Genomic DNA, 24,882 nt, shown 5'->3' on the forward strand with positions numbered 1-24,882 from the left:
ACTCACCCTAGTTCGCTCCCAGGTCCCTCACGGGCAGCGACTCCCTCCCACGCGTTTGCCAGCGCCGTTCGCTAGGCTGGAATGTCGAAGATCTGCCGGTCACCCGTGATGCCGGCTGGAGGAGGGCGGCGGTTCGTGAGATTCGTGTGGGCGATCATCGCCTTCGTACTTGCCACGCTGATGATCGGGGCTGGGGTGGCTCAGCGCACGATCCTCGAGGCACCGACGACGGAGACGGCCAAGATCGCCACCGACGGCTCGGCGCCGTACGTGCTCATCGACGGCTCCGTCCTCGACAGTCACCCCGGATCGCAGACCCTGCGCATCCAAGGGGACGGCCAGGTCTTCGCCGCGTACGGACGGACGCAGGACGTGGCTGCGTGGCTCGCTCCGACGACGTACGAGCACATCACGCTGAACGGTGAAGGCGAGCCGGTCTCGAAGACGGTCGCCGCGTCGGTGACGCCGGAGGAGGACTCGCCGACTGCGTCGCCAGCGGGATCCGATCTGTGGCTCGATGAGTTCCAGCAGGACCGCTCGCTCGCCACGACGCTTCGCCTGCCCGCCGATATGAGTGTCCTCGTCGCTTCGGACGGGACCTCCGCAGCCCCGGCGACGATGAGTGTGAGCTGGCCGACCGGCGCCACCACACCGTGGGCGGGACCGCTTCTCGCCGGCGGCATCCTGATGGCTCTCGTCGGACTCGTCCTCTACATCCTCGCCCTTCGACACGTCCGCCGCTCGCGGGGCCCGCGCCGTAAGGGCCTTCCACTGACAGCCACGCAGCCGATCGATCTCTCAGTGGAGGAAGCGGAGAAGGGCGTGATCACGGCAGCCCCCGCTCGACGTCGACTGACCATCGGCCGGCGCCCCCTGATCGCGGTCTCGGCCATCGTGGTCGGAGGCCTCGCGTTCACCGGCTGCTCGCCGGAGGCGTGGCCGGATCTGCAGCCCGAGAGCACTCCCTCGCCTACCGCGTCGGTGATCGTTCCCGAAGGACAGGGCGCGCCCGCCGTCACGCAGACGCAGGCCGAGCGAATCCTGTCACGGATCGCTGAGCAGGTCGCCGCTGCAGACAAGGCGAACGACGCCAAGGCCGCGGCGGTGCGGTTGACCGGACCGGCGCTCGTGGAGCGTGAGACGAGTTACCGCCTCCGGAAGGAGCTGCCGAAAGCGGAGCCGCTGCCGGCGATCCCGTCCGGGGACATGACAGCGTTCCTGCCCCAGGCCAAGAACGACTGGCCCCGCATGTTCCTCGCAGTGGTCGAGGACGCGGACGGGGTCGGCACGATGATGACGGCCACGCAGGAGAACCCGTGGTCTGAATACAAAGTGGCCTACGTCTCGAGTCTTCGCGCCGATGCCAGCATGAACCTGGCCGCCAAGTACGTCGGAGCCGTAGCGGTGGAACCCAACTCGCCGTTCCTGCTCATGCCGCCGAAGGACCTGGCCGCCGCGTACGCGGACGTCCTGGACAAGGGTGCCAAGAGCGAGTTCGCCGGAATGTTCGACGAGAAGACCGACACCTTCCGCTCGCTCGTGGCGGAGAATCGGGCGACGCTGCTGAAGAACTTCAACGAGACCGGCGAGAAGACCGGACGCGTGTCCTTCAAGGCGGAAGCCGGACCCTCCGATCCGCTGTCCCTGGTCACTCTCGACAGCGGAGCGATCGTCGCGGTCACGGTGACGGAGAACGAAACGATCGTCCCGACCGACGACGATGCCGTCATCAAACTCGGGGACAACGTCGTGGTGAAGGCTCTCTCGGGTGTGTCGCAATCGAGCACCGGTTTCCGCACGCAGTACACCGACCAGCTGTACTTCTTCGTCCCTGCGCAGGGATCCAACGAGAAGATCCAGCTGCTCGCCTCCCGTTCCAACGTCCTCGACGCCAAGGTGGTTAAGAAAGAGTGAGCACTCCCGCCCCCGGTGCCGTCATGCGCGGTGCCGTCGACCTCTCGTCCCTTCGCAATCGTCCTCCTGCTCAATCCGTCGCGCCGGGAGCCTCGGGCGATGGCCAGGCTCCGGCATCCCGTCTCGTCTTCGACGTCACAGATGCGGACTTCGGCCAGGTGCTCGAGCTCTCACGGACCGTTCCGGTCGTCGTCGACCTCTGGGCGGACTGGTGCGGGCCGTGCAAGCAGCTGAGCCCCGTGATCGAGAAGGTCATCACAGAGCTCGGGGGACGCCTGGTCCTCGCCAAGGTCGACGTCGATGCGAACCCGCAGCTCGCGCAGAGCTTCCGTGCGCAGTCGATCCCTCTGGTGGTCGGCCTCGTGGCCGGACAGCCCGTTCAGCTGTTCACCGGTGCGGTGCCGGAGGCGCAGGTCCGCGAGGTCTTCACGCAACTGCTCCAGCTCGCCGCCCAGCACGGGGTCACCGGCGCGGTTCCCGTCGACCCGGCACCGGAGGACGGCGAACCGCAGGCACCCGCGCTTCCGCCCCTTCACCAGGCCGCCTTCGATGCAATCGAGGCCGGCGACTACACCGCCGCGGCCTCGGCGTACGAGCAGGCTCTGACCGAAAACCCGCGCGATGATGACGCGAAGGCGGGTTTGGCGCAGGTCCACCTGCTCTCCCGGGTCCAGCATCTCGATCTCGGTGAAGCGCGAGCAGCGGCCGCAGCGGCGCCGCACGATATCCGCGCTCAGTTCGACGTCGCGGATCTCGACCTCGCCGGGGGACACGTCGACGACGCGTTCGCCCGGCTGCTCGACCTGTTCGCCGAGCTGCCCTCCGAGGAGCGCGCACCCGTTCGGGAGCGTCTGCTCGAACTCTTCGGCGTCGTCGGCGACGCGGATCCGCGCGTCATCCGTGCCCGAGGCCGCCTCGCGAGCCTGCTCTTCTGACGATCGACGGGGTCCGGGACGCTCCCGGACCCCGTCGATCGGTCAGCCGTCGTGGCGGAGCCAGAGCACGCCGAGCGGGGGCAGGGTCACCTGCGCGGTGCCGTCGGCATCCGTCGTCACGCCGCCGAAGTTCCCGACGCCCGACCCGCCGAACTCCTGTGCGTCGGAGTTGAGGATCTCCGCCCACGCACCGGTCTCTGGGAGCGTGAGGTGCACGTCGTGGCGCGGGGAACCGGCGAAGTTGCAGAGGACGACAACGGTCCCGCCGTCGTCGTCGCGCCGCGCGAACCCGAGCACACTGCTGTCGGGGGAGTGCGGCCACACGCGACTGAACGCCGATCCATCGCTGTCGCGCGCCCACAGGGGCGACTCCGCGCGATAGGTGTGGTTGAGCGCTGACACGAAGTGCTGCAGCTGCTGGTGCGCGGGCTGATCCAGCATCCACCAGTCGAGCCCGCGTCCCTCGGACCACTCGGACATCTGCCCGAATTCCTGGCCCATGAACAGCAGCTGCTTGCCGGGGTGCCCCCACATGTACGCGAGGAACGCTCGCATGTTGGCAAGCTGCTGCCAGTGGTCGCCCGGCATCCGGGTGAACAGCGATCCCTTGCCGTGCACGACCTCGTCGTGGCTGATCGGCAGGACGAAGTTCTCGCTGAAGGCGTAGACGAAGGAGAACGAGAGCTCGCCCTCGTGGTGCGATCGGTACAGCGGGTCGCGGCCGATGTACACGAGCGAATCGTTCATCCAGCCCATGTTCCACTTGAAGCCGAAGCCGAGACCGCCCTGGCTGGTCGGCGCGGTCACTCCCGGGAAGCTCGTCGACTCCTCGGCGATCATCGCGATGCCGGGGTAGCGCTTGTAGGCCGTGGCGTTGACCTCCTGCAGGAAACGCATCGCCTCGAGGTTCTCGCGGCCGCCGTGGATGTTCGGCTCCCACTGGCCCTCTTCACGGGAGTAGTCGAGGTAGAGCATCGAGGCGACGGCGTCGACCCGCAGCCCGTCGACGTGGAACTCCTCGAACCAGTACAGCGCGTTGGCGACGAGGAAGTTCCGCACCTCGTTGCGGCCGTAGTCGAAGATGTAGGTGCCCCAGTCCCGGTGTTCACCGCGACGCGGGTCGGGGTGCTCGTACAGGGGAGCGCCATCGAAGCGCGCGAGCGCGAAGGCGTCTTTCGGGAAGTGACCGGGGACCCAGTCCATGATCACGCCGATACCCGCCTGGTGGAGGCGGTCGATGAGGTACCGGAGCTCATCGGGCGTGCCGAACCGGCTCGTCGGCGCGTAATAGCCGGTGACCTGGTAGCCCCACGACCCACCGAAGGGGTGCTCCGCGAGCGGCAGGAACTCGATGTGCGTGAAACCCTGCGCACCGACGTAGTCGACGAGCTCGTCGGCGGCCTCGCGGTAGCCGAGACCGGGACGCCACGAGCCGAGGTGGAGCTCGTAGGTCGACATCGGCCTATCGTGCACCGATCCGTTCGCACGGTCGGCGAGCCACTCATCGTCGGACCAGGTGTACTCGCTCTCGGTGACGACGGATGCCGTCGCGGGCGGTACTTCTGCGCGGCGCGCCATCGGGTCGGCCTTCATCACCCACTGCCCGTCGGCGGTGAGGATCTCGAACTTGTACGCGGACCCGACGCCGATCCCCGGAACGAACAGTTCCCAGACGCCGGTGGAACCCAAGGAGCGCATGGCGTGCTGCGTCCCGTCCCAGCCGTTGAGATCTCCGACGACGCGGACGGCGCGTGCGTTGGGGGCCCACACGGCGAAGGACACCCCGCTCAGCGCGTCGTAGTGCCGTACGTGAGCACCGAGCACCTTCCAGAGCTGCTCGTGGCGCCCCTCCCGGATGAGGTGAAGGTCCACCTCGCCGACCGTCGGTAGGTGCCGGTACGGGTCGTCGACGCGGTAGTCGGGAGCACCCTCGTAGGTCGCGACGATGTCGTAGGCGGTGGGCTGGGCCGTGGCCTCGCCCTCCCAGACACCCGCACGCACGTGCCGGAGCTCGACACGGGCGCCGTCGGCGAGGACGGCGGTCACCGTCTGGGCGAAGGGGCGGCGAGCGCGGATGACCCACTCGTCGCCCTCCTGGTGGGGGCCGAGCACATCGTGGGGGGCATGGTAAGCGCCGGCGCCGACGGCATCCAGGATCGAGTCATCGGGACGGGTCATGAGCGTGCCTTCACGTGGAGGATGTGGACGGGTTCGGCGAACGCGTCGAGACGGACGTAGTTGTGTTCGTTCCAGGTCCACCGTGCGCCCGTGAGCAAGTCCTCGACGTCGTAGTCGTGACCGCGGGGGAGGCCCCAGAGCTCCGAGTCGACATGGACCGTCGTCTCGCGGGTCGAGTGCGGGTCGACGTTCGCGACGACGATGAGAGTGTCGGACTCCCCGTTCGGCGAGAGGGATGCCGGCAGGTTCTTGGCGTAGGCGATGATCGCGTCGTCGTCGGTTCCCAGAAGATGCAGTCCGCGCAACTGCCGGAGCGCGGGGTGCGCACGGCGGATCTCATTGAGACGACGCAGGTACGGTGCGAGCGAATCGCCTGCCGCTTCGGCGGATTCCCAGTCGCGGAACTTGTACTCGTACTTCTCGTTGTCGATGTTCTCTTCGGAGCCGGGGCGCGCCACGTTCTCGTAGAGCTCGTAGCCGGCGTAGACGCCGTAGCTGCCACCGGCCGTCGCGGCCAACGCCGCACGGATGCGGTAGGCCGGGCGACCGCCGAACTGCAGGTACTCGGTGAGGATGTCGGGAGTGTTGACGAAGAGGTTCGGACGCATGAAGTCCGCTGTCTCGTCGGAGATGGACGCGAAGAACTCCTCGAGCTCCGTCTTGGTGTTCCGCCACGTGAAGTACGAGTAGCTCTGCTGGAATCCGCTCTGCGCGAGAGCGCGCATCGGCATCGGGCGCGTGAACGCCTCGGCGAGGAACACGACGTCGGGGTGCTTGGCGTTCACGGTACGGATGAGCCATTCCCAGAACTGCAACGGCTTGGTGTGCGGGTTGTCGACTCGGAAGATGCTCACCCCCTGCCGGATCCAGTGCTCGACGATCCGGAGGACTTCGGCGCGGATGCCCTCCGGGTCGTTGTCGAAGTTCACCGGGTAGATGTCCTGGTACTTCTTCGGGGGGTTCTCGGCGAACGCGATCGACCCGTCCGGAAGGGTGGTGAACCATTCGGGGTGTTCCGTGACCCAGGGATGATCGGGCGCGGCCTGAAGAGCGAGGTCGAGCGCGATCTCGAGCCCGTGAGCTGCCGCGGCGTCGACGAAGGCACGGAAGTCCTCGAGTGTGCCGAGGTCCGGGTGCACGGCATCGTGCCCGCCCGCGGCGGAGCCGATCGCCCAGGGGGAGCCCGGATCGCCCGGACTTGCGTCGAGGGTGTTGTTCGGACCCTTGCGGTTCACTTCGCCGATCGGGTGGATCGGGGGGAGGTAGACGACGTCGAAGCCCATCGCGGCGACGCCGGGAAGACGCTTCGCCGCGGTGCGGAAGGTGCCACTGCGGACGGTACCGTCCGGCATCCTCTCCGCGCCTTCGGAACGCGGGAAGAATTCGTACCAGGCGCCCACCCCCGCCCGCTCGCGCTCGACGAGGAGCGTGTTCTCCTCGTGCAGCGTGTGCAACGAGATCGCGGGCCGGTCGGCGAACGCCCGCGCGATGCCCGGGTCGCGCACGACGGTGAGCGCCGCGGCGTCGTCGACGTTCTCGTCCCGCAGCGTGCGAGCCGCCGCGGTCAGGGCGCCTCGCTCATCGGCGGGGCGCGTCTTCTCCGTGGCGGCGCGGTCGAACAGGCGCGCACCCATCTCGCGCATGAGGATCGGGTCGACCCCCGCAGCGATCTTCACGTCCGCCGCATGCCGCCATGTCGCGTAGTCGTCGCCGAACGTCTCGAAACGGAACTTCCAGATGCCCTGCTCCAAAGGGGCGACGCTCACCCGCCACGTGTCGAAGCCGTCCTCGAGCGGCTCCAGCCGGTGCAACGTCGCGGTACCCGACGGTGAGGTGAGCCGCAGATGGACGCCGATCCGGTCGTGGCCTTCTCGAAAAGCCGCGACGGTGAACGGAACGGCTTCTCCGACGAATGCCGACGGCGCGAACCGGCCGCCGGGAACGCTGGGACGGTGCGACGCGATCGGGATCCGGCCGTTGCGGATGCCGGCATCCTTCCGGGTCGCCTTCGCCGGGCGAAGCGGGATCTCTGCGGAGCTGCGGACGGAAGCGGGGGAGATCTGTGAGGCCACGCTCTGAACCTACCGTCGCGGAGCCGACCCGGAAACGGGCCTGGATCACTCGGCGCGGAACAGGTACATTGACGTCCCCGCCGCGGTGAAGGTCTCTCCCGGGCCGCGCACCGGTGCTTCGGCGCTCGGTCGCTCGTCGACGCTCGACCACAGCGGGACGAAGCGCGACGCCCCGTCGAGAGCGGGAAGCGAGACCTCGATGCCCTCTTCGCGTCCGTGGATGACGAGGAGGGTCCGATTCGGCGCTTCGTGTTCCGGTGTCGACTGCGCGACGTATTGGAGCGTGCGGTGGGACGGGTCCGTCCACTGCTCGACCGACATCGTCCGCCCGGTCTCGTCGTACCAGTCGATGACCGATGCACCCGGCACGGTCATCTCGGCGTGCGCGAAGCGAAGCGGACGGAGGGCCGGGTTCTCTCGTCGGATACGGGTGAGGAGCGCGACATGAGCACGCAGGTCCTCCTGCCAGGGTGCGAGCGACCAGTCGTACCAGGTGAGCGTCGAGTCGTGACAGTACGCGTTGTTGTTGCCCCGCTGAGAACGGGCGATCTCGTCGCCGGCCGTGATCATGGGGACACCGGCCGACAGGAGCAGGGTGCCCATGAGGTTCCGCATCGCGCGTCGACGCGTCGCGAGCACCCTTTCGTCGTCGGTCGGCCCCTCGAAGCCGTGGTTGAACGACCGATTCGTGTCCGCCCCGTCGCGTCCGTGCTCGCCGTTCGCTTCGTTGCGTTTCACGTCGTACGACACCAGGTCATGCAGGGTGAAGCCATCGTGGGCGGTCACGAAGTTGACTCCGGCGAGTGGCCCGCGCTCCGGGCTGAACGTGTTGGCGGAGCCGGCCAGACGCGTGGCGAACCCGCCGATCCCGACCGGGGTGACATCCGCCCTCCGGGCGTAGTCGATGTCGCTCAGCCAGAAGTTCCGGACGCGGTCGCGGTACCGGTCGTTCCATTCGGTCCAGCCGTCTCCGAACGCGCCCGTCTGCCACCCGCCGAGGCCGACGTCCCAGGGCTCCGCGATGAGCTTCACGCCCTCGAGGGCCGGGTCCTCGGCGATGGCGCGCAGGAGGGGGTGGTCGGGGGTGAAGGTGTGCGAGGCATCCCGACCGAGCGTCGGCGCGAGGTCGAAGCGGAACCCGTCGACCTGCACCTCGTTCGCCCAGTAGCGGAGGGAATCGAGGACGAGGCGTGCCGCGGCATCCGTCGAGGTGTCCACCGAGTTGCCGCATCCGGTCACGTCGACGTAGGTGCCGTCGTCGGTCTGCCGGTAGTAGGCGCGGTTGTCGAGCCCACGGAAGCTCGAGCGGGGCTCCCCGAGGCCCTGCTCGGCCGTGTGGTTGTAGACCACGTCGAGGATGACCTCGATCCCGGCCTCGTGAAGGAGCTTCACCATGCCTTTGACCTCGCGGAGGACCGCCCCCGCACCCTCCGCCTGCGCGGCGGCAGTCGCGTACGGGGCATGCGGTGCGAAGAAGCCCACGGAGTTGTAGCCCCAGTAGTTCGTGAGTCCCAGCTGCAACAGGCGCGGTTCGCTCGCGAACGCGTGTATGGGCAGCAGCTCGATCGCCGTCACGCCGAGGCTCCGGTAGTGCTCGATCATGACGGGATGAGCGATTCCGGCGTAGGTGCCGTGGAGGGCCGCCGGAACGTCGGGGTGGCGCTTCGTGAGGCCCTTCACGTGGGCTTCGTAGACGACGGTTCGGTCCAGGGGGGTACGCGGCTTCGCGACGCCACCCCAGTCGAAGTCCTCGTCCACGACCACGGAGCGCCAGGAGTGGATGCCGGGGCTCGCGAGTCCGCGCGCATACGGGTCGACGAGCAGGGTCGCCGGGTTGAACGTCATCCCGGGCCCGTGCGGGCCGTCGACGCGAACGCTGTACGTCGCGCCCGCGCGGAGCTCGGGCGTCGTCGCCTGCCATACGCCGCGGCCCACGGGGTCCAGCGGCAGGGTGTCGACGATCCAGTCCGGGTCGTCGTCGTCGAAGACGACGACCTCGACCGCCGTCGCATTCTCGGACCAGACGCGCAGCGTGCCGACACCGTCGTGCACGCGTACGCCGAGGTCGTCGAGGGCGTCCGAGAGCAGACCCGCCGTGGGGGGCTCGGATGCCGCGGTCGTCGGGTCGGCCGAGGCGGAGATCATGCGTTCTACAGTAGTGAGCAGGCGATGGCCGACTGCGGCGGGCGGAGGATGAGGATGGTCTACCTCGACCACGCGGCATCCACTCCGCTCCGGCCGGAGGCCCGCGACGCGTGGCTGGCCGCCGCGGAACTGACGGGCAATGCCTCATCGGTGCACGGTGCCGGGCAGGCGTTGCGACGCGTTCTGGAGGACGCACGCGAACGGGTGGCCGCGGTCCTCGGCTGCGACCCCATCGAGGTCGTCTTCACCTCCGGCGGTACCGAATCCGTCAATCTGGGTATCAAGGGCTCCTGGTGGGCGCGCGAGCAGGGGCCTCAGGCGATCGTGCTGCCCGACGGCGAGCACCACGCGACCCTCGACACGGTGGAGTGGCTCGCGAGCGCCCAGGGGGCGGACGTGCGATCGGTACGTCTGCGGCTCGACGGCGCCGTCGACCTCGACGCTTTCGTCGAGGCCCTTCCCGGGGCCGCGCTTGCGACGGCACTCGTCGCCAACAACGAGGTCGGATCGGTGTCGGATGTCGCCGGATTGGCGTCCGCGTCGGCGGACGCCGGTGTTCCCCTTCACCTCGACGCCGTGGGCGCGATCGCCCACGTTCCGCTCGACTTCTCCGGCCTCCGAGGAGGGGGGAAGGACGCGGGCGGGCTCGTCGCGCTGAGCGTCGCCGGTCACAAGGTCGGGGCACCGGTCGGAACGGGCGCCCTCGTCGTCTCCCGGTACGCGCGCATGAGCGCCGTGCTCCACGGGGGAGGCCAGCAACGCGGTCTCCGCTCCGGGACTCCTGACGTTCCCGGAGCCGCCGCTCTCGCCGTCGCCCTCGATCTGACGGCAACCGAGCGGGAGGCGGAATCCCGCCGACTCCGCGCGCTGGCGGACCGGCTGGGAGCCGGCATCCGGGCCGTGGTCCCGCAGGCGACCCTGCTGGGCTCAGCGGATCAGCGGCTGCCGGGCCACGTCCACGTCCTGTTCCCCGACGCGCTGGGGGAGACCCTGCTGTTCCTCCTCGATCACGCCGGTGTCCAGGTCTCGACGGGGTCCGCCTGCCAAGCGGGGATCGCGGAACCGAGCCACGTCGTGCTCGCGCTCGGCTACGGCGACCGCGAGGCACGTTCGGTGCTCCGGATCACGCTCGGCCGCTCCACGACTGAGACCGACGTCGATGCGTTCCTCGAGGCGTTGCCGGATGCGCACCGGCGGGCCGCGGCATCCAGCGCCCGTGCGGGATCGCGCTCGTAGACTGGTCGGATGCGCGTACTGGCAGCAATGAGCGGCGGGGTCGATTCGGCGGTAGCCGCGGCCCGAGCCGTCGACGCCGGGCACGACGTCGTCGGAGTGCACCTCGCGCTCTCCCGCGCGGGCGGCACTCTCCGCACCGGGAGCCGCGGGTGCTGCACGATCGAAGATGCGCTCGACGCGCGCCGCGCGGCGGATCTGCTGGGCATCCCGTTCTACGTCTGGGATTTCTCGGAGCGCTTCCGCGACGACGTGATCGACGACTTCGTGAGCGAGTACCGCGCCGGTCGCACTCCCAATCCGTGCATGAGGTGCAACGAGAAGATCAAGTTCGCCGCCCTCTTGGAGCGCGCGCTCGAGCTCGGCTTCGACGCCGTCTGCACCGGTCACTACGCGACGCTCGTCGACGGGCCGCACGGCCGTGAGTTGCACCGTGCGTCGGACGAGGCGAAGGACCAGTCGTACGTCCTCGGCGTGCTCACCGAGGATCAGCTCGCGCACACGTATTTCCCGCTCGGCACGACGCCCTCCAAGGCTGTCGTCCGCGCGGAGGCGGCCGAGCGCGGGCTCACCGTCGCACAGAAGCCCGACAGCCACGACATCTGCTTCATCCCGGACGGCGACACCCGCGGCTGGCTGGCGGAGAGGGTCGGCGCCGAACAGGGCGAGGTGGTCGACCGTGACGGCGCGGTCGTGGGCCGTCACGAGGGGGCGCACGCCTTCACCGTCGGTCAGCGCCGAGGGCTGCAGCTGGGAGTCCCGGCCGCCGACGGCAAGCCTCGGTTCGTCCTCGAGGTGCGACCGGTCTCGAACACGGTCGTCGTCGGTCCCAAGGAAGCTCTCGCGACAGCGGAGATCGCCGGGGAACGGCACAGCTGGGCCGGTCGCGCACCCGACGGCGGGGCGTTCGACTGCCACGTGCAGATTCGAGCTCACGCCGATCCGGTGCCGGCCCGAGCCACGGTCGCCGACGGCACGGTGACCGTGATTCCGGAGGCGCCCTTCGACGGCGTCGCGCCCGGCCAGACGGCGGTCCTCTACGACGGGACGAGGGTCATCGGCCAGTTCACGATCGCGCGGACCGTGTCCGCCGTCCCGCAGAACGCCTGAGCTTCCGCTCGCGCTCGCGCTCGACGGACGCGAGCGCCTCGGTCAGATCGGTGCGCGAGAAGCGGAACCCCGCCTCGACCAGCCGCTCCGGTACAACCCATCTGCTCTTCAGGATCAGCTCGGGCTCGGTCCGGAGCGCCCACATGGCGATCTCGAGCATCCACCGCAGCGAAGGGATGCCCACCGGCATCCCGACGACGCTCCGGAGGGAGCGCATGAGCGATCGGTTGTCGGATGCCTCGGGCACGGCGACGTTCACGACTCCCGCGACGTCATCCCGTCGGACCAGGAACCGGATCGATTCGAGGACGTCGTCGATGTGCACCCAACTGAACCGCTGCCGGCCGCGTGTGCGGTACCAGGGCGGGCGATCACCCGTCGGATCGTCGCCGATCCCGCGGTAGCGGCGGTGCGGCGGAACCCAGCCGTCGTGTTGCGGACCGCCGAGGCCGGTCCGGGCGAGGGTGAGCAGCATCCTGGTCGCGGGACCGTCGCCGACGACGATCGCGAGCCGGAGCGCGACGCGCCGCGTCGCCGCGAGCTCTCCCGCGAAGAACGCCTTCTCCCACGCCTTGGCGACGTCGACGGAGAACCCGGCGCCGAGTTCGCCGGTGGATTCGCTGTTGGGCCGGTCCATGGTGTGCCGGTAGATCGTCGCCGTCGACGAGTTGATCCACAACCGCGGGGGGACGGATGCCGCGGCCACCGCAGCGTGCAGCGCTCGCGTCGTCTCGACCCGGGAGGACAGGATCGCGTCGCGGTTCGCATCGGTGTAGCGGCAGTCGACGGACTTCCCTGCGAGGTTCACGAGGAGGTTTGCACCGTCGATCGCCGCCCGGAGCGCGTCCGCATCATCCCAGGTCACGCGGGACGCGCGGCCAACCTCGACGACGTCGTACCCGTCGGCCCGGAGGGCGGCCACGAGGGCCTCTCCGATGAATCCGCCGGCTCCGGCGACCACAGCACGGGGACGATCGGTGCGCATGCCTCGACCGTACCGGTCTGGGGAGGAGGGATGAGCCGGGTAGGTTTCCGACCATGACCACCGCTGGCGGGGGACCCCCGGCGTCCGTCTACCGGTGAGCTCTGGGCGACGCGTTCGACGAACTGCCGCCGGTTCTCAGGCGGTACTTCGGGCCGATCCCTCCGGGCCACGTTGGTGTGGGCGAGGGGACGTACGACGCGGTCGGGTCGCGCTAGCGCATGCTCGCGTGGCCTCTTCTCCGCTGGTCGGCGCACCACGAGGCGCTGTTCCCCGAGAGCGGCGGCCAGGTGCCGTTCGCGGTCGAGAACCGGCCCGCCGAGGACGGGCTCACCGGGTCCCGTTGGTTCGCTTTCCCGGGACGGCTGCGGGTGATGCGCGACTCGATGCGCGCCGACGGCGGCGAGATCGTGCAGCGGCTCGGCCGTCGGGGCGGCCTCGAGGTGCGCCTGCGCCCGAGCGTCGAGAACGGGGGAATGGTGCTGCGTCCGCGGGCGCTCGCCTGGTGGTTCGGGAGCGTGCGCGTTGCGATGCCGCCGGTCGCGCGCGTCGAGGTCCGAGAGGACCCGCACCCCGGCGACAGCGGACGACAGCGTGTGGACGTCCGGCTCCGGATGCCTCTCCTCGGCGAGGTCTTCCGCTACTCCGGATCGTTCGCCTACCGCATCGTCGCGGAGAGCGACACCGCCTCGGGAGTGTCCCCGGCCCTCCCTACACTGTCGATGTGGCTGACGCAGAACTCCCCGCACTGACCCTCGACGAGGCTCGCGCCGCGGCAGAGTACCTCACCGAGAAGATCTTGGGCGCGCGCGAGGCGTACTACGGCGGCGATGTCGGGCTCGTCGACGACGCGACCTACGACGGGTGGATGCACGAGCTCGAGGCCATCGAACGCGCGCACCCCGAGCTGCAGGGCCAGGATTCGCCGACGCAGACGGTCGGAGCCGCGGAGTCCTCCATGTTCGCGCCCGTCGAGCATGCCGAGCGGATGCTGAGTCTCGACAACGTCTTCTCCGCCGAGGAGCTTCGGGAGTGGTGCACGAAGGCCGAAGCGTCGGCGGGCCGGCCAGTGCGCTGGCTGTCGGAGCTGAAAATCGACGGCCTCGCCATCTCTCTCCGGTACGAGGACGGCGTCCTCACCTCGGCCGCGACACGCGGGGACGGCCGCATCGGCGAGGACGTGACCGTCAACGCCGTGCGCGTGGCCGGCATCCCCGAGCGGCTGTCGGGGGAGGGGCATCCCGCTCTCGTCGAGGTCCGGGGCGAGGTCTTCATCCCCGTGGCGGCGTTCGAAGAGCTCAACGCGCTGCAGGCGCGCCTGCGGGAACGCGTCATCGCCGACGCGGCGACGCGGCCCCGGTACGACGAGGAGAAGGCTCAGAAGAGCGCCGCGCGTCGCTTCCCCGCGTTCGCCAATCCGCGTAACGCGGCCAGCGGCGGACTGCGCCAGCAGCTCGACAAGAAGTCCGGTCTCGAGCTCGAGGCCGGGGAGGCCCGTCTCGCCTCGCTCCGGATGTACGTCCACGGGATCGGTGCGTGGCAGGATCCGCCCGTTGCGGCGCAGAGCGAGGTCTACGAGCTGCTCGCGGGCTGGGGCCTTCCCGTGAGCCCCTACCCGCAGACCTTCGATGATGTCGAGGGCGTCCTCGGATTCGTCGCGAAGTACGGCGAGAAGCGTCACTCCGTCGCGCACGAGCTCGACGGCATCGTCGTCAAGGTCGACGAGCTCTCACTGCACGACGAACTGGGGGCGACGAGTCGTGCGCCCCGCTGGGCAATCGCCTACAAGTACCCGCCGGAAGAGGTGCAGACCCGGCTCGTCGACATCATCGTGTCGGTCGGGCGCACCGGGCGGGCCACGCCGTACGCGCAGATGGAGCCGGCGCTCGTCGCCGGGAGCGTCGTTCGGCAGGCCACTCTCCACAACCAGGGCGTCGTCAAGGCCAAGGGCGTGCTGATCGGCGACATGGTCGTGCTGCGGAAGGCGGGTGACGTCATCCCGGAGGTGCTCGGTCCGGTCGCTGAACTGCGCGACGGCACCGAGCGGGCCTTCGTCATGCCGACCGAGTGCCCCGAGTGCGGCTCGACCCTCGCCCCCGCGAAGGAAGGCGACATCGACCTGCGCTGCCCGAACACCCGCGGCTGCCCCGCGCAGGTGCGCGGACGCGTCGAACACATCGGCTCCCGCGGCGCGCTGGACATCGAGGCGCTCGGCGAGGTCACCGCGGCAGCCCTGACGCAGCCGCTCCCGCCCCAGAACCCAGCCCTCGACACCGAGGCGGGGCTTTTCGACCTGACGGTCGAGCGACTCGTTCCGATCGAGGTCATCGTCCGGGACTCCGAGACGGGCGAGGCGCGCGTTGACGAGAAGACCGGCGACGTGATCCGGCGCGCTCCCTTCCGCCGCAATCCCACTCCGGCAGAGAAGCGGGAAGGGCTGAGCGGCCCGCAGCCGTCCGCGCAGGCGCTCACCCTCATCGAGGAGCTCGAGAAGGCGAAGACGAAGGACCTCTGGCGGTTCCTCGTCGCGCTCAACATCCGGCACGTCGGTCCGGTCGCAGCCCGTGCGCTGGCACAGTATTTCGGCTCGCTCGACGCCATCCGCGCCGCCTCGCGCGACGAGCTCGCCGCCGTCGACGGCGTTGGCGGGATCATCGCCGACGCACTGCAGGACTGGTTCGCCGTCGACTGGCATGTAGAGATCGTCGACCGCTGGGTCGCAGCCGGGGCGCGCCTGTCGACCCCGGGTCACCCCGGGCCCGGTGCCGCTGCCGCCGCGGGCGGCGTCCTCGAGGGCATCACGGTCGTCGCGACCGGCTCGCTCGAGGGCTACACCCGCGAGGGGGCGCAGGAGGCGATCATGCAGGCGGGCGGGAAGGCGGCATCCAGCGTCTCGAAGAAGACCGACTTCGTCGCTGCCGGCCCCGGCGCGGGATCGAAGCTCGCGAAGGCCGAAGCGCTCGGGCTCCGGATCATCGACGCGGCTCAGTTCCACCTGCTCGTGACCGAGGGGCCGGGCGCCCTAGAAGAGGCTCCCGCCGCGGAGTGAGGCTCAGTCCTTCGGTGCGAGCAGCGCGTCGCGTACCTGGCGGCGCAGCACTTTTCCGATGAGCGAACGCGGCAGATCATCGACCGGTTCTATGCGTCGCGGCACCTTGTACGGGGTCAGTCGCGTCCGAGCGAAGGCGCGGATGTCGTCCACGTCGAGGTCGGTCACACCCGGGGCGGGGATCACGACAGCCACGACCTGTTCCCCGCTGTGCGGATCGGGGAGGCCGACCACGGCGGCATCAGCGACCTGCGGGTGCTGACGGAGCGTCGCCTCGACCTCGGACGGCGAGACGTTGAAGCCGCCGGTCACGATCAGCTCCTTGAGCCGCTCGACGACGCGGAAGAACCCGTCCTCGTCGCGCTCGACGATGTCGCCAGTGCGGAACCAGCCGCCCTCGAGCACCTTCTCGGTTTCCTCCGGCTTGCCGTAGTACCCCGAGAAGACCTGCGGTCCGCGCACCACGAGCTCGCCGGGCTCGCCGACGCCGAAGACGCGCGACGGGTCTTCCGGATCGACGACCCGTGCATCGGTCCCCGGGACCGGGATGCCGATCGTCCCCGCCTTGCGGCTGTCGGCCGGCGGATTCACCATCAGCACGGGCGAGCATTCGCTCAGGCCGTAGCCCTCGATGAGGTAGCCGCCGGTGGCCTCCTCGAACGGCTCGACGAGATCGGGGGAGAGCGCCATCGCCCCGGACACGCCGATCTCGATGCCCCGGATCGAGGCGCCGGTCTCACGGGCCCGCGCGAGGAGACGCTCGGCGATCGGCGGGACGAGAGGCAGGACCGTCGGCGGGTGCTTCCTGATGGCGTCGATCACCATGTCGGCGTCGAACTTCGGGAAGAGCACGAGGCGCGCGCCCATCGACATCGCGAACGTCAGGCACAGCGTCAGCCCGTACGCGTGGAACATCGGCAGGACGGCGTAGAACACGCATCCGTTCCCGCGGACCACCGCCGGGATGAAGGCCTGACTCTGGCGGGCGTTGGCGAGGAGGTTCCGATGGGTCAGCATCGCCCCCTTCGGCGTGCCCGTCGTCCCGGAGGTGTACTGCAACACCGCGAGGTCGTCGGTGGCCGGACGAGGGTGGGATGCCGGGAGCGGCTCGGTCCGGACGAGATCGGCCCACGTGTGCGTCCCGCGCACCGGTGCGGTGAGCGCATCGCGGGATTCGCGGGCCTTGGCGATCGGCAGCCGCAGCGCGAGCCGCGTGTGCAGCGGCAGCGCCGTCGTGATGTCGACCGACACCAGCGCATCGACGTGGAGGTCCGCGGGGAACTCCTGGACGGTCGCGACGACCTTGTTCCACACGATCGCGTGGCGGGCGCCGTGGTCCTGGAACTGGGTCCGCAGCTCCCGCGGCGTGTAGAGCGGGTTGTGCTCGACGACGACGGCCCCGAGACGGAGCACCGCGTAGAACGCGACGATGTGCTGCGGGCAGTTCGGCAGCACGATGGCAACACGGTCGCCCCTCTTCACGCCCAGCTCGCGCAGGCCCGCCGCTGCCCGGTCCACAGTCTCCGCCAACGCGGCGTACGTGGTCTCCCTGCCGAAGAACTGCAGTGCGGGCGCCTGCGGGTAGTCACGCGCGGAGTCGTCCAGGAGATCCATGAGCGACCCGGTGACGGGTGGGAGATCGAGGGGGACGCCGGTGTCGTAGGACGAGAGCCAGGGGCGATCGGCGGAGATCGAATCGGTCACGACCTCAGCCTAGGGTCAGCGCTCAGACGACGAGTGGCCCGAACTAGACTGGGGGAGTGTCTGAAATCACCCCCGATCTCGTGCGCCATCTCGGCGTGCTCGCCCGGATCCAACTGAGTGACGAGGAGGTGGAACGCCTCACCGGTCAGCTCGACGCGATCGTGGACAACATCGCCAAGGTGTCGGAGGTCGCCACCCCCGAGGTCGCCGCCACGAGCCACCCGATCCCGCTGAGCAATGTGTTCCGCCCCGACGTGCCCGGCGACATGCTGAGCCTCGACGAGGTCCTGCAGAACGCTCCGGATGCCGCCGACGGGCGCTTCCGCGTCACCGCGATCCTGGGGGAGGAGCAGTGAGCGACATCCTGAAGCTGACCGCCGCCGACCTCTCGGAGAAGCTCCGTTCCGGCGAGCTGTCGAGCGTCGAGGCCACCCAGGCCCACCTCGACCGGATCGCCGCCGTGGATGGCGACGTCCACGCGTTCCTCCACGTCTCCGACCACGCGGTGGAGGTGGCGGCCGACATCGACCGTCGCCGCGCCGCGGGCGAGGAGCTCGGAGACCTCGCCGGCGTGCCGCTCGCCATCAAGGATGTCCTCGTCACGACCGACATGCCGTCGACGAGCGGATCCAAGATCCTCGAGGGCTACATGTCGCCCTACGACGCGACCGTCGTGGCGCGCTCCCGCGCCGCCGGCCTCGTTCCGCTCGGCAAGACCAACATGGACGAGTTCGCGATGGGCTCCTCGACGGAGCACTCCGCGTACGGTCCCACGCACAACCCGTGGGACCTCGACCGGATCCCCGGCGGCTCCGGGGGAGGCTCCGCTGCGGCCGTCGCCGCCTTCGAGGCGCCTCTGGCCCTCGGCTCTGACACCGGCGGATCCATCCGGCAGCCCGCCCACGTCACCGGCACCGTCGGCATGAAGCCGACCTACGGCGGCGTGAGCCGCTACGGTGCCATCGCGCTCGCGTCGAGCCTCGACCAGGTCGGCCCCGTCTCGCGCACGGTCCTCGACTCAGCGCTCCTCCACGACGTCATCGGCGGGCACGACCCGCACGACGCGACGTCCCTGACCGACGAGTGGCCGTCCTTCGCCGCCGCTGCCCGCGAGGGCGCCACCGGTGACGTCCTGAAGGGTCTGAAAGTCGGCGTCATCCGCGAGCTCGACGACTCCGGCTTCCAGGCCGGCGTCTCGGAGTCGTTCCGCGCCTCCCTCGCTGCGATGGAGGCCGCCGGCGCCGAGATCGTCGAGGTCAGTGCACCCCACTTCGAGTACGGCGTCGCCGCCTATTACCTGATCCTGCCCGCCGAGGCATCCAGCAACCTCGCCAAGTTCGACTCCGTGCGCTTCGGCATGCGCGTCAACGTGCCCGGTGGCACCGTCGAGGACGTCATGGCAGCGACCCGCGACGCAGGCTTCGGCGACGAGGTCAAGCGGCGCGTCATCCTCGGAACCTACGCGTTGTCCGCGGGCTACTACGACGCCTACTACGGCAGCGCTCAGAAGGTCCGCACGCTCATCCAGCGCGACTTCGACGAGGCGTTCGCGCAGGTCGACGTCATCGCGACCCCGTCGGCGCCGACGACCGCTTTCCGCCTCGGCGAGAAGCTCGACGACCCGATCCAGATGTACCTCAACGACGTGACGACGATTCCGGTCAACCTCGCCGGCGTCCCCGGCATCTCGATCCCCTCGGGCCTCGCGGCGGAGGACGGGCTGCCCGTCGGCATCCAGTTCGTCGCCCCCGCGCGCGAGGACGCACGCCTGTACCGCGTCGGCGCGGCCCTCGAGGCCCTGCTCGTCGACAGCTGGGGCGGTCCTCTCCTGGACCGCGCCCCGATCCTCGGAGGAGCCCGCTGATGGCCAAGGATGCGCTGATGGACTTCGACGCGGCGCTCGAGATGTTCGAGCCCGTCCTCGGCTTCGAGGTGCACGTCGAGCTCAACACCGAGACCAAGATGTTCTCGGCCGCCGGCAACCCGGCGCACGAAGCGAACCATGACGCCGCGCCCAACACCCTGGTCGCGCCCGTCGACATGGGCCTTCCCGGCTCACTCCCGGTGGTCAACGAGACCGCGGTCCGCTACTCGATCAGCCTGGGCCTCGCCCTCGGCTGCTCGATCGCGCCGTCGAGCCGGTTCGCGCGGAAGAACTACTTCTACCCGGACCTCGGCAAGAACTATCAGATCTCGCAGTACGACGAGCCCATCGCGTTCGAAGGCAGCGTCGAGATCGAGCTCGAGGGCGGCGATGTCGTCGTCGTGCCGATCGAGCGCGCGCACATGGAAGAGGATGCCGGCAAGCTCACCCATATGGGTGGCTCGACCGGGCGCATCCAGGGCGCCGAGTACTCGCTCGTCGACTACAACCGTGCCGGCGTTCCCCTCGTCGAAATCGTCACCAAGCCGATCTTCGGCACGGAGCACCGCGCCCCCGAGGTCGCCAAGGCCTATGTCGCGGCGATCCGCGACATCGTGCGCTCGCTCGGCATCTCCGAGGCGCGCATGGAGCGCGGCAACCTCCGATGCGACGCGAACGTCTCGCTCCGCCCCCGCGGTCAGGAGAAGCTCGGTACGCGCACCGAGACGAAGAACGTCAACTCGATGCGCTCGGTCGAGCGGGCCGTCCGCTACGAGATCCAGCGTCAGGCGGCGATCCTCGCCGGCGGCGGCACGATCACGCAGGAGACGCGTCACTGGCACGAGGACACCGGACGAACGTCGCCCGGCCGCCCGAAATCGGATGCCGACGACTACCGCTACTTCCCCGAGCCCGACCTCCTCCCCGTTGAGCCGTCCCCGGAGCTGATCGAGGAGCTGCGCGCCGCGCTCCCCGAAGCTCCCTCGGTGTACCGCCGCCGGTTGAAGACCGAGTGGGGCTTCACCGACCTCGAGTTCCAGGACGTCGCCAACGGCGGTCTCCTCGCCGAGGTCGAGGCGACGATCGCCGCAGGTGCGTCCCCGGCATCCGCCCGCAAGTGGTGGACGGGCGAGGTCACCCGCGTCGCCAACGCGCAGGGCGCCGAACCCGCCGCGCTGGTCTCGCCCGAGTCGGTCGCCGAACTGCAGAAGCTGGTGGATGCTGGCACGCTGACCGACAAGCTCGCGCGTCAGGTGCTCGAGGGCGTCATCGCGGGGGAGGGGACCCCGCAGGAGGTCGTCGACGCCCGTGGTCTCGCCGTGGTCTCGGATGACGGTGCCCTCATCGCCGCCATCGACGAGGCCCTCGCCGCGCAGCCCGACGTCCTGGCGAAGATCCAGGACGGCAAGGTCCAGGCTGCCGGTGCCGTCATCGGCGCCGTCATGAAGGCCATGAAGGGCCAGGCCGACGCCGCACGCGTCCGCGAGCTCATCCTGGAGCGCGCCGGACAAGCCTGACGCTGATCGATGATGCCGCCGCGCCGCTGCCCGATCCGGGCTCGGTGTCGGCGGCATCGTCGACAATGGAGGTATGGGACGCGGTGACGGGACGGGACGGATCGTCTCACCCGACGGCGCCGACGACACCGGCACCCGCATCCTCCACGTCGACATGGACGCGTTCTACGCATCGGTCGAGGTCCTGTACGACCCGTCGCTGGCGGGGAAACCGCTCATCGTGGGCGGGATGGAGGGGCGCGGCGTCGTCTCGAGTGCGTCGTACGAGGCCCGACGGTTCGGGGTGAGGTCGGCGATGTCGGTCGGCCGGGCCCTCCAGCTGTGCCCGCAGGCGATCGTCGTGGTTCCGCGGTTCGAGCGGTACTCGGAGCTGTCCAAGAAGGTCATGGCGATCTTCCGCGACGTCACCCCGCTCGTCGAGCCGTTGTCCATCGACGAGGCGTTCCTCGACGTCAGCGGTGCGCGCCGTCTGTGGGGCAGTCCCGGCGAGATCGCCAGGATGGTCCGCCGCCGGGTGCTCGAGGAGACCGGACTGACCTGCAGCATCGGCGTCGCCGCGACCAAACACGTCGCCAAGATCGCATCCACGGTCTCCAAGCCGGACGGGTTGCTCATCGTCAGCGAGCCGGATACGCAGGCGTTCCTCGCCGCCCGTCCTGTCGGGGCGCTGTGGGGCGTCGGCCCGAAAGCCGCGGAGGCACTCGAAGCCCGGGGCATCCGGATGGTGGCCGACATCCTGGGCACGCCACGGAGCGTCCTCGATCGAGCGCTCGGTCCCGCCATGGGCGCGCGCGTCTTCCAGTTGGCCCGGGGCATCGATCCGCGATCGGTGCAGACGGAGCACACGGAGAAGAGCGTCGGACATGAGGAGACCTTCCTCGAGGACGTCACCGACGTCGCGATGCTCCGGAGCGAGTTCCGTCGCCTCGCCGACCGCGTCGCCTCGAGGCTTCGAGCGGGAGGGTGGGAGGCGCGGACCATCGCCGTCAAGGTGCGCTTCGCGGATTTCACGACGCTGTCGCGCTCGGTCAGCGTCCCCGAGCCCACCAACGTCGGCCAGCGGATCGGCGACGTCGCACTCGAGCTCTTCGGCAAAATCGATCTCGTCCAGCCGGTACGGCTCATCGGCGTCCGCGGCGAGAAACTGACCGGAGACGGGATGGGCGGGCTCGCACTGTGGGACGACGACGCCGAGTGGCGCCGAGTGGATGCCGCCCTCGACGATGCACGTTCCCGTTTCGGCCGCGGGGCCGTGACGCGGGCGAGCACGCTGGGTCCTCGTCGCGACGTCAACGCCCTCCCCACGAATCCGCGCCCCTCGCGAGACTGAGCGCGAGAGGCGCAACCCCCTGTTTTCCCCGTCACCTCCGGCTACCGTGAAGACATGGCAAACCTCCCTCTCGAACTCGGCAAGCAGTTCGCCTCGCTGGGCGTGACCACCGTCTACGGCGAGCAGCAGGACGTCGACGGCATCCGCATCATCCCCGTCGCTCTGACGTGGTCCGGCTTCGGCGCCGGCGAGGACTCCTCCAACGGCGCCGGGGGTGGGGGAGGCGGCGGCGCGTCCGTGCCGGTCGGCGCGTACATCCGGAAGGGCGACGATCTGCGTTTCGAGCCCAACCTGGTCTCGCTCGTGGCGGTCGGCATCCCGTTCGTGTGGATCGCGGGACGTGCGCTCAGCCGCGTCATCCGTGCGCTCAAGCGCTGACCCGCTCGAGGCCGCGCTCCTCGACGCGGTCGACATCGTCGCGGACGCGGTGGGAATCGTGCGTCGCGAACCGGCGATCGTGTTCGTCGACGGTCGTTCCGGTGCCGGCAAGTCCACGTTCGCGGACCTGCTCGCCGAGCGACTGCCGGGCGCGACGATCGTGCGGCTGGACGATGTCTACCCGGGCTGGGACGGTTTGCGCGAGGGTGCGGACACCGTGCGTGAGGGTGTCCTCCCACCGCTCCGGAGAGGAGAACGGGGGTCGTGGTGCACCTGGGATTGGAACGCCGATAAGCCCTCCGACCGCGTGCAGAGCGTCGCTCCCGCGCCCGTCGTGATCGTCGAGGGTGCGGGCATCCTGACACCGGAATCGGCGGAACTCGCCGACGTCACCGTCTGGCTCGAGGCACCGCTCGCCGCTCGGCGTGCGCGCGCCCTCGATCGCGACGGAGAGAGCTACGCGCCCCACTGGGAACGGTGGGCGCGCCAGGAAGACGCGCACCTGCGTGACCACCACCCGGAGCGGATCGCCCGCTACGTCTTCCGCCTGCCCTGACGAGCAGCCGTCAGGAATCGAGCGCCTGGACGAGCATCTCCAGGCGGTACCCGATCCATTCGTACACACCGAACCTCGTATCGCCGTCGCCGCGCTGGTCCTCATCGGTCACACCGAGGCGGTCTGCGAGAACGAGACGCAGAGCGGCCAGTGTGCGGAGCCAGGAACCGGCGGCATCCGGGGTCAGATCGACGACGAGGATGTCCTCCGCGGCCGAGCGGTCGAGCTGGTCGGCGTCGAGATCGCGCCCGTCGCGGTGCAGGGATCTCCGGACGACGCCCGCGTCGGCAGCGCGACGCGAGAGAAGGTCGTCCTCCGTGAGACGTCGGAATTCCGCAGCGGCCTCGGAGTCGGCGTATGCGTCGGGGGTGAGCCGTCGGACAGCCGGATCGGATCCATCGTGCGAGGTCACGAGATCCTCGAACTGGCTGACCAGGTCCGACAGGTGGGCCGCTTCGAGAAGCGTCAGCTCCATGACGAGCCCGGAGCCGGTCATGACCCCGCCTCGCGCACGGTTGCCCACAGCCCGTAGTCGTGCATGGCTTGAGCATGCAACTCCATCTGCTCGCGCGATCCCTCGGCGACGACCGCGTGTCCGTCGTGGTGCACGGCGAGCATCAGCCGGTGTGCCTTGTCACGCGAGAACCCGAAGTATTGACGGAAGATGTGCTCGACGTAGCTCATGAGGTTGACGGGATCGTTCCAGACGACGGTCTGCCAGGGGCCGGAGGTGGATGCCTGGAGGTCCGTCTGCTCATCGATCTCGGGCGACGCGATGCTCATCAGGCCCACCCCAGTTCGTGAAGGCGCGCATCGTCGATGCCGTAGAAGTGGGCGATCTCGTGGACGAGCGTCGTGTGCACCTCGTCACGGAGGTGGTCGACGTCGTCGCACACGTCGAGGTGCGGCTCCCGGTAGACGATGATGCGATCGGGCAGATCGCCCATCCCGTACCGGTCGCGCTCGGTCAGCGCGAGCCCGTCGTAGAGACCCAGCAGATCGAGAGAGCCGTCCTCGGGACGGTCCTCGACGACGAACACGACGTTGTCGAGTCCCGAGACCATGTCGTCGGGCAGCGCGTCGAGTTCGGACGCCACCAGATCCTCGAATGCCTCGGCATCCATATCGATCATGACCACGCCTCACGCGGAGAAGATATGGGGTGAGTAACGGGACTTGAACCCGCGACCCCCTGGACCACAACCAGGTGCTCTACCAACTGAGCTATACCCACCATGTGCCCGTCTCCGGGCAACCCCCCAAGTGTATTACAGTCCGGAGGCGAACGACGACACGGCGGATGCCGCGGCGGTCCGCGCGTCGTCGGTGGAAGGCCCGGGAGCATCGACGAAGACGGTCTCGCGGTAGTACGCGAGCTCGCGGACGCTCTCACGGATGTCGGCAAGCGCCCGGTGTCCGCCATCCTTGGCGGGCGCGTTGAAGTACGCGCGGGGATACCAGCGGCGGGCGAGTTCCTTCACGCTGGAGACATCGACATTGCGGTAGTGGAGCCAGCGGTCGACGCGCGGCATGTAGCGCGCGAGGAACATCCGATCGGTGCCGATCGTGTTGCCGGCGAGGGGCGCCTTCCCCTCGGGGACGAAACGCTGGATGTACTCGAGCACCTGGAACTCGGCGTCCGCGAGGCTCACCCCGTTCGGGATCTCCTCGAGCAGGCCCGAACTCTCGTGCATCTTCGTGACGAAGTCGTTCATGTGGGCGAGCGCGGAGTCATCAGGTTTGATGACGATCTGGAAGCCGGGGTCGAGGACGTTGAGCTCGAAGTCGGTGATGACGACCGCCACCTCCACGAGCTCGTCGACGGACAGGTCGAGGCCCGTCATCTCGCAGTCGATCCAGACGAGGCGGTCGTTCTCCGCAGCTGACACGTGGTCTCCTCCCACAGGAGCCGACC

General features: G+C 69.4%; 21 protein-coding genes and 1 tRNA gene. 12 read left to right on the forward strand and 10 right to left on the reverse strand.

Annotation, left to right across the window (positions count from 1 at the left end; genetic code table 11):
* Positions 1-135 precede the first annotated feature (135 nt).
* Both BBA86_RS04410 and BBA86_RS04415 read left to right on the forward strand, forming a co-directional pair.
* Positions 136-1,914 carry a glycosyl transferase gene (locus BBA86_RS04410; protein ID WP_223247023.1) on the forward strand — a complete coding sequence of 593 codons (1,779 nt, stop codon included), beginning with the start codon at positions 136-138 and terminating at the stop codon, positions 1,912-1,914.
* Positions 1,911-2,849, forward strand: coding sequence for a tetratricopeptide repeat protein (locus BBA86_RS04415; RefSeq protein ID WP_065570467.1), 939 nt, complete (start codon positions 1,911-1,913; stop codon positions 2,847-2,849). The genes BBA86_RS04410 and BBA86_RS04415 overlap by 4 nt, the downstream gene beginning before the upstream one ends.
* 42 nt (positions 2,850-2,891) lie before the next feature.
* Here the strand turns inward: BBA86_RS04415 and glgB are convergent, their stop codons facing one another.
* From glgB to glgX, 3 genes are read right to left on the reverse strand one after another with little or no spacing between them, the layout of a single operon-like run.
* On the reverse strand, positions 2,892-5,027 hold the full coding sequence (gene glgB, locus BBA86_RS04420; RefSeq protein WP_065570468.1) for a 1,4-alpha-glucan branching protein GlgB: 2,136 nt from the start codon (positions 5,025-5,027) through the stop codon (positions 2,892-2,894).
* Positions 5,024-7,099, reverse strand: coding sequence for an alpha-1,4-glucan--maltose-1-phosphate maltosyltransferase (locus tag BBA86_RS04425; RefSeq protein ID WP_065570469.1), 2,076 nt, complete (start codon positions 7,097-7,099; stop codon positions 5,024-5,026). Before BBA86_RS04425 ends, glgB begins: the two co-directional genes overlap by 4 nt.
* A gap of 45 nt (positions 7,100-7,144) precedes the next feature.
* Positions 7,145-9,244, reverse strand: coding sequence for a glycogen debranching protein GlgX (gene glgX, locus BBA86_RS04430; RefSeq protein WP_083199461.1), 2,100 nt, complete (start codon positions 9,242-9,244; stop codon positions 7,145-7,147).
* Between the two features lie 54 nt (positions 9,245-9,298).
* Here glgX and BBA86_RS04435 point away from each other — a divergent pair, with 54 nt between their 5' ends.
* Both BBA86_RS04435 and mnmA read left to right on the forward strand, forming a co-directional pair.
* A complete protein-coding gene (locus BBA86_RS04435; protein WP_065570470.1) occupies positions 9,299-10,480 on the forward strand; it encodes a cysteine desulfurase family protein in 1,182 nt (393 codons plus the stop codon).
* A gap of 9 nt (positions 10,481-10,489) precedes the next feature.
* The gene (gene mnmA / locus BBA86_RS04440) at positions 10,490-11,587 is read left to right on the forward strand and encodes a tRNA 2-thiouridine(34) synthase MnmA (protein WP_083199462.1); all 1,098 of its coding nucleotides are present in this window, start codon (positions 10,490-10,492) and stop codon (positions 11,585-11,587) included.
* Here mnmA and BBA86_RS04445 read toward each other — a convergent pair.
* Positions 11,544-12,572, reverse strand: coding sequence for an epimerase (locus BBA86_RS04445; RefSeq protein WP_065570472.1), 1,029 nt, complete (start codon positions 12,570-12,572; stop codon positions 11,544-11,546). The two genes, mnmA and BBA86_RS04445, sit on opposite strands and share 44 nt — an antisense overlap.
* Positions 12,573-12,790: 218 nt before the next feature.
* On the opposite strand from BBA86_RS04445, the gene BBA86_RS04450 reads away from it, so the two are divergent.
* Both BBA86_RS04450 and ligA read left to right on the forward strand, forming a co-directional pair.
* The gene (locus BBA86_RS04450; RefSeq protein WP_223247024.1) at positions 12,791-13,321 is read left to right on the forward strand and encodes a DUF4166 domain-containing protein; all 531 of its coding nucleotides are present in this window, start codon (positions 12,791-12,793) and stop codon (positions 13,319-13,321) included.
* On the forward strand, positions 13,294-15,618 hold the full coding sequence (ligA, locus tag BBA86_RS04455; protein ID WP_065572177.1) for an NAD-dependent DNA ligase LigA: 2,325 nt from the start codon (positions 13,294-13,296) through the stop codon (positions 15,616-15,618). The genes BBA86_RS04450 and ligA overlap by 28 nt, the downstream gene beginning before the upstream one ends.
* 3 nt (positions 15,619-15,621) lie before the next feature.
* Here ligA and BBA86_RS04460 read toward each other — a convergent pair whose 3' ends face one another.
* Complete coding sequence (locus BBA86_RS04460) at positions 15,622-17,322, reverse strand: long-chain-fatty-acid--CoA ligase (RefSeq protein ID WP_065570473.1); 1,701 nt, start codon at positions 17,320-17,322, stop codon at positions 15,622-15,624.
* A gap of 56 nt (positions 17,323-17,378) precedes the next feature.
* Between BBA86_RS04460 and gatC the strand changes: the two genes are divergently transcribed.
* The 6 genes from gatC (at position 17,379) to BBA86_RS04490 (ending at position 22,967) form a co-directional block, all read left to right on the forward strand.
* Positions 17,379-17,678, forward strand: coding sequence for an Asp-tRNA(Asn)/Glu-tRNA(Gln) amidotransferase subunit GatC (gatC, locus tag BBA86_RS04465; protein ID WP_018188011.1), 300 nt, complete (start codon positions 17,379-17,381; stop codon positions 17,676-17,678).
* Positions 17,675-19,186 carry an Asp-tRNA(Asn)/Glu-tRNA(Gln) amidotransferase subunit GatA gene (gene gatA, locus BBA86_RS04470; RefSeq protein WP_065570474.1) on the forward strand — a complete coding sequence of 504 codons (1,512 nt, stop codon included), beginning with the start codon at positions 17,675-17,677 and terminating at the stop codon, positions 19,184-19,186. The genes gatC and gatA overlap by 4 nt, the downstream gene beginning before the upstream one ends.
* Complete coding sequence (gene gatB, locus BBA86_RS04475) at positions 19,186-20,703, forward strand: Asp-tRNA(Asn)/Glu-tRNA(Gln) amidotransferase subunit GatB (protein WP_065570475.1); 1,518 nt, start codon at positions 19,186-19,188, stop codon at positions 20,701-20,703. The genes gatA and gatB overlap by 1 nt, the downstream gene beginning before the upstream one ends.
* Positions 20,704-20,776: 73 nt before the next feature.
* Positions 20,777-22,033 carry a DNA polymerase IV gene (dinB, locus tag BBA86_RS04480; protein WP_065570476.1) on the forward strand — a complete coding sequence of 419 codons (1,257 nt, stop codon included), beginning with the start codon at positions 20,777-20,779 and terminating at the stop codon, positions 22,031-22,033.
* A 54-nt stretch (positions 22,034-22,087) separates the two neighbouring features.
* Positions 22,088-22,411: a hypothetical protein gene (locus BBA86_RS04485; RefSeq protein WP_065570477.1), complete on the forward strand. Its 324-nt coding sequence runs from the start codon at positions 22,088-22,090 to the stop codon at positions 22,409-22,411.
* Positions 22,395-22,967, forward strand: a complete 573-nt coding sequence (locus BBA86_RS04490) for a hypothetical protein (protein WP_065570478.1) — start codon at positions 22,395-22,397, stop codon at positions 22,965-22,967. Before BBA86_RS04485 ends, BBA86_RS04490 begins: the two co-directional genes overlap by 17 nt.
* 10 nt (positions 22,968-22,977) lie before the next feature.
* Here BBA86_RS04490 and BBA86_RS04495 read toward each other — a convergent pair whose 3' ends face one another.
* The 5 genes from BBA86_RS04495 to orn all read right to left on the reverse strand — a co-directional run bounded on the left by BBA86_RS04495 (position 22,978) and on the right by orn (position 24,856).
* Complete coding sequence (locus tag BBA86_RS04495) at positions 22,978-23,463, reverse strand: DUF2017 family protein (RefSeq protein ID WP_065570479.1); 486 nt, start codon at positions 23,461-23,463, stop codon at positions 22,978-22,980.
* Positions 23,460-23,759 (reverse strand): ATP-dependent Clp protease adapter ClpS, encoded by a 300-nt coding sequence (clpS, locus tag BBA86_RS04500; RefSeq protein WP_065570480.1) that lies wholly within the window; start codon positions 23,757-23,759, stop codon positions 23,460-23,462. The genes BBA86_RS04495 and clpS overlap by 4 nt, the downstream gene beginning before the upstream one ends.
* Complete coding sequence (locus tag BBA86_RS04505; protein WP_065570481.1) at positions 23,750-24,100, reverse strand: metallopeptidase family protein; 351 nt, start codon at positions 24,098-24,100, stop codon at positions 23,750-23,752. Before BBA86_RS04505 ends, clpS begins: the two co-directional genes overlap by 10 nt.
* Before the next feature lie 25 nt (positions 24,101-24,125).
* Positions 24,126-24,201, reverse strand: a tRNA-His gene (locus BBA86_RS04510).
* A gap of 34 nt (positions 24,202-24,235) precedes the next feature.
* Positions 24,236-24,856, reverse strand: a complete 621-nt coding sequence (orn, locus tag BBA86_RS04515) for an oligoribonuclease (RefSeq protein WP_083199463.1) — start codon at positions 24,854-24,856, stop codon at positions 24,236-24,238.
* Between the last annotated feature and the right edge of the window lie 26 nt (positions 24,857-24,882).

The sequence above is a fragment of the Microbacterium oleivorans genome (assembly GCF_001691565.1).
In the GTDB taxonomy this organism is placed as follows: domain Bacteria; phylum Actinomycetota; class Actinomycetes; order Actinomycetales; family Microbacteriaceae; genus Microbacterium; species Microbacterium oleivorans_B.

What these genes read in the sequence shown, in the direction of transcription:
- glgB (WP_065570468.1), bottom strand. Translation starts at nt 5,027, where the DNA reads ATGACCCGTCCCGATGACTCGATCCTGGATGCCGTCGGCGCCGGCGCT.
- glgX (WP_083199461.1), bottom strand. Translation starts at nt 9,244, where the DNA reads ATGATCTCCGCCTCGGCCGACCCGACGACCGCGGCATCCGAGCCCCCC.
- BBA86_RS04435 (WP_065570470.1), top strand. Translation starts at nt 9,299, where the DNA reads ATGGTCTACCTCGACCACGCGGCATCCACTCCGCTCCGGCCGGAGGCC.
- mnmA (WP_083199462.1), top strand. Translation starts at nt 10,490, where the DNA reads ATGCGCGTACTGGCAGCAATGAGCGGCGGGGTCGATTCGGCGGTAGCC.
- BBA86_RS04445 (WP_065570472.1), bottom strand. Translation starts at nt 12,572, where the DNA reads ATGCGCACCGATCGTCCCCGTGCTGTGGTCGCCGGAGCCGGCGGATTC.
- BBA86_RS04450 (WP_223247024.1), top strand. Translation starts at nt 12,791, where the DNA reads ATGCTCGCGTGGCCTCTTCTCCGCTGGTCGGCGCACCACGAGGCGCTG.
- gatB (WP_065570475.1), top strand. Translation starts at nt 19,186, where the DNA reads ATGGCCAAGGATGCGCTGATGGACTTCGACGCGGCGCTCGAGATGTTC.
- dinB (WP_065570476.1), top strand. Translation starts at nt 20,777, where the DNA reads ATGGGACGCGGTGACGGGACGGGACGGATCGTCTCACCCGACGGCGCC.
- BBA86_RS04485 (WP_065570477.1), top strand. Translation starts at nt 22,088, where the DNA reads ATGGCAAACCTCCCTCTCGAACTCGGCAAGCAGTTCGCCTCGCTGGGC.
- BBA86_RS04495 (WP_065570479.1), bottom strand. Translation starts at nt 23,463, where the DNA reads ATGACCGGCTCCGGGCTCGTCATGGAGCTGACGCTTCTCGAAGCGGCC.
- BBA86_RS04505 (WP_065570481.1), bottom strand. Translation starts at nt 24,100, where the DNA reads ATGATCGATATGGATGCCGAGGCATTCGAGGATCTGGTGGCGTCCGAA.